Origin of the sequence: Deinococcus cellulosilyticus NBRC 106333 = KACC 11606 (genome assembly GCF_007990775.1) — a bacterium.
Classification (GTDB): domain Bacteria; phylum Deinococcota; class Deinococci; order Deinococcales; family Deinococcaceae; genus Deinococcus_C; species Deinococcus_C cellulosilyticus.
Window position 1 is genome coordinate 1 of record NZ_BJXB01000070.1, and the last position, 3,981, is coordinate 3,981.

Consider the following 3,981-nt stretch of genomic DNA (forward strand, 5'->3'; position numbering starts at 1 on the left):
GGACCTCCACAACCAGTCGTGACAAAAAGCACGCTAAGACCCATCTGAGAATCCAAAAAACAATGTGCAGCAAAAACAAATGACCCTTTTCTTACCGAATTTCCCAGCAAGGAATTGGACCCTTTGAACGACCTGCCCGGATTGGCCTCCTCTGAACTGACCACATCAAGAACAGAAACTCCCAAGTTGCGAAACGAAATCTCGGTTGGAACGGCAAATTTAGTCTTGCCGCTTAGGACTTTCCCTTTGGCCATCTTCACGTGGTTTATCCTGAAGCATGCTCCCCTTCCACGATGAGCACAACTACATTTCCATTTACGACCTGCTGAAAAGCCTCGGGATCACTCACCCTGGCAAAATCTGGCGGAAACTCCACCATGACCCTAAGCTTCAACTTCCAGACCACACCCTCAAGCAATTCACCATGCGCGATGGCCGCAAAGGACGCCTCAGACCTGCCATCCACATTCAGCATCAGCAACAGTTGCTTGATGCCCTCCAGCAAGCAGGGCTCATCCCTGACCCTCTGCACGATATTCTTCCCATGGAACGCACCATTCTCAGACTTCTGGAACGTTCCTTCGCGGACCTGAAGCCCCATTATGGCTGGTGGATCGATCACCACAAATTTGACCTGTACTTTGAAACGCCGAACCTGGTGGTGCAGTGCCACAGTATTCATCGCAAGTCAGCCCAGGTGGGCCATACAGCGCAGGAATTTCAGGACCTGTTGATCCAATGCAAGCTTAAGGGGGTCTGGATTGACCCTTACGCCGATGATTTTGAGCCCGGAGACTGTGTTTACCAGGTGCGTCAATGCCTGGAAGGTCATCCAGCAAGCTAACGAAGCCTGTTCACCATTCCTCGAAGACTTCCAGGGCTTCTGGGTCTTTCAACGGACGCATGCCGCCGTATTTGACGTCTTCTGGCAGTTCAAAGTGGTAGCGGCCCAGCACATTGATGTGCTGAAAACGCAAAGGGGAAATCCTTTTGACGTCTTCCAGGTCAGGCTTTTCATCCACCACATCCAACCAGTCCAGAATGGCCGACATGTAGCGGGTATTCCACAGCACGATGATGTTGAGCACCAGACCCAGGGCACCCATCTGATCTTCCATCCCCTCCTTATATTTTTGCTTGATTTCCCCTTTGTTGCCGTGGCACACCCAGCGGGCCACCCGGTGCCGCCCTTCGCCCCGATTGAGTTGCAGCAGGATTCTGCGGCGATAATCCTCGTCTGCAACATAATTTAACAGGTAGAGCGTTTTGATAATGCGGCCCAACTCAGAGACAGCCTTGCCCAATGCAGTCGGGGTGTTGTTCCCACGGGTCAGCACTTTCATGACATCCACAGCCCGGACTGAATTTAACTTTAAAGACCCTGCCAGACGCAGCAAATCGTCCCAGTTCTCTGCAATGACATGCATTTTGACCTTGCTGCGGGCTACGTCTTGCAAAGCCCCGTAGTCCACTTCGGTGCCCATCCGCCAAAACCGACTGCCTCCCACATCCGCAAGTCGCGGGGAGAACTGGTAGCCCATCAGGTGAAACAGCCCAAAAATCATGTCCGTGTAGCCATGCGTATCCGTCATGATTTCCTTCGGCTGCAAACTGGTTTGCTGCTCCAGAAGACCACCCAGCAAGAACAAAGAGTCCCTGAGCGTTCCAGGAACCACCATGCCATGAAAGCCAGAATACTGGTTGCTGGTGAAGTTGTACCAGGTAAATCCAGGCTTGCGACCAAAATACTTGCGGTTGAAACGGGCATGGATGGTCTTCATGGGCACCACAAAGCGGATTCCATCCGCAGATGCCACTTCCCCTTCGCCCCACACCTGGGCAAGAGGCAAAGTCGAATGAAAATTCACCAGTCTGGCATTGGCTTTGGTGAGGGTTTCTGCCCTCACATAGTGCTGCTGGACCCAAGAAAGACGCCCAATCGACAGGGCTGGATCACCCGGTTTTGCTACGGCCTTCAGACCAATGTTGCATGCCTGTGCGACCAGAACGGCACAAACCGACTTTGCTAGATCCGGCAGGCGTTCTTTGCCGTCACTGACATGGGTGAAATCGGTGCAGAACTCTGTGTGGCTCTGGATTTCCAGCAGCATTTCAGACAGGTCCACCTCGGGCAATCTGCGTTCTACTTGGGTGGTCAGCCCTTTCAAGCTCTCTGGGACTTCCAGGGCTTCCAGTGGAGTGATGATCGGGGTGGGGATACCCTCTCGTTCCTCAATGCGTAAGGTGGCGTTGCCTTCAAGCTGACGGTTGACCGAAAGAAACGCCTGATCTAACTCCTCCTGCAAGGCTTGCAATTCCTCGTGTGGATCGGTGGGCAGTTCCATCGTGCGACACAGGTCCTCTTTGATGGCTGCCCAGTGGTCCAGGTCCAGCAACTGTGCTCTGGGGTCACCGTAACGGGGGCTGCCGGGCACAAAGATTTCACGCTTCTTCAAAGCGATCTGCAACTCGTGGGCCAGACACACGGCGTATTGGTGCGGATCGATGTCCTTGTTTCTGGGCATCACCAGAGACTTCCACTCCAGGGGCACGAAGTCTCTGGGGGCCGTTTTCCAGTTCTGGCTCTTCCGGCGGTACTTCTTGCCGTAAAAGCGCAGGGCAGCCAGAATGGGTTTTGCCGCATCAATGGCATCAAATTTAACCGTCTGGATCAGCGGTTTCAAGAAGCGCTCGACCTGAGCAGTCACATAACTCCAGGCTTCAATCTCCTCACTGGCCACTGGGCTGGTCAACTCCCTGACTTGCTCCCTGGCAGCTTTGATCTGGCTTTCCTGAAGGTACTTGTAAATGACGCTTCTCAGCTCAATATCCAGAATATTGTCGTCCAGCACGAAGTCCACCACTTCAGCTAGCACTTGCGAAGACTGGTCGAGGTCCTTGAGGGTGCGAAACCTTTCCTTACGTCTTTTGTTTTTCCCTTTGATTTGTAGGGTCCCCATGACCGCATCAAAGACGTCCAGCGCGTCATCCACGGAGGTTTTCTCCAGGTGCTGCATCACCGCCAGCAGGGTGGCATAACGTCTGGGCTCGCTTAATTTGGCAATGCCACCCACCCAGTTCTGCAGGGCATGCCGGGCCATCCTCTCCAGTTTAAGGGACGGAATATCACTGGTGTCCACCTTTGACATTTTGTAGTCCTGGATGGTCGTCACTCTTTCCAGGGCAGCCACGAGAGCACTTGGGGTGTCGGTGACAATCGGGGTTCTCAGCAACTCTAGCGGTGTTTTGCGCTGTCTGCCTGGGATGACCAGCAAGTCCGCCAGTTGACCTTTTTGTTCTGACGTGAGCCTTCGGGCGAGGGTATGAAACAGCAAGGTGCTGTGGTGCTCACGGAATTTAACGATCATGCGGGCCAGCACGGTGGCACCTGGTAAGGCCACCTGACGTTTTCTCAACACCTCAATGGCCTGATCAAAAAGCACGATGGGGCGCTCATCTTTAATGCTGAGGGTGGCGTAAAGCCAGCGGGCGAGGTGGATGACTTCTTTGCCTTGGAAACCGTGGTAACCCAGGTGTTCTTCGATCAGGGGGTAGTGTTCTCGGTGGGTTTGTGGTCGTCTGGCGTAGTCTTGTAGGACCTGACGGGGATTTTTGATGCCCAACTGTCTGCCCAGGACTTTGAGGACCACCTCGGGAGCTGTCATGGGATCGGTAAGGAACGTGCCGAGATAGCGCAGTGTGCAAAGTTGGAGAGCAACACCAAGCTTGTTGGCAGGTCTGCGGCGCTTCTGGAGGAAATCCCGGTCCTTGCCGTCAAGTTTGAAAAACGATTTTAGCTGTTCTGGAGTAGGTTCCTGATGATATTGGCCGTATTTTTGGAGGTGTTCCTGGCGTAAGAACTCAAAGGACATGCTTTTGAGTATAGGCGTTCATTTGGATTTTTCTTCGTTCAGATCGATATTATTCTGATTTTCAGTGGGGTCTTAGCGTGCTTTTTGTCACGACTGGTTGTGGAGATCC

3 protein-coding genes are annotated in these 3,981 nt (G+C 53.2%); 1 reads left to right on the forward strand and 2 read right to left on the reverse strand.

The annotated features are described in order from the left end of the window. On the reverse strand, positions 1-260 hold a 260-nt coding region (locus DC3_RS29645; protein WP_222594853.1), incomplete at its 3' end, for a hypothetical protein. A gap of 17 nt (positions 261-277) precedes the next feature. Here DC3_RS29645 and DC3_RS28625 point away from each other — a divergent pair. Further along, positions 278-844, forward strand: coding sequence for a hypothetical protein (locus DC3_RS28625; RefSeq protein WP_146892200.1), 567 nt, complete (start codon positions 278-280; stop codon positions 842-844). Between the two features lie 10 nt (positions 845-854). On the opposite strand, the gene DC3_RS28630 is transcribed toward DC3_RS28625, so the two are convergent. Beyond that, positions 855-3,872, reverse strand: a complete 3,018-nt coding sequence (locus DC3_RS28630) for a Tn3 family transposase (RefSeq protein WP_146892203.1) — start codon at positions 3,870-3,872, stop codon at positions 855-857. Positions 3,873-3,981: the final 109 nt, after the last annotated feature.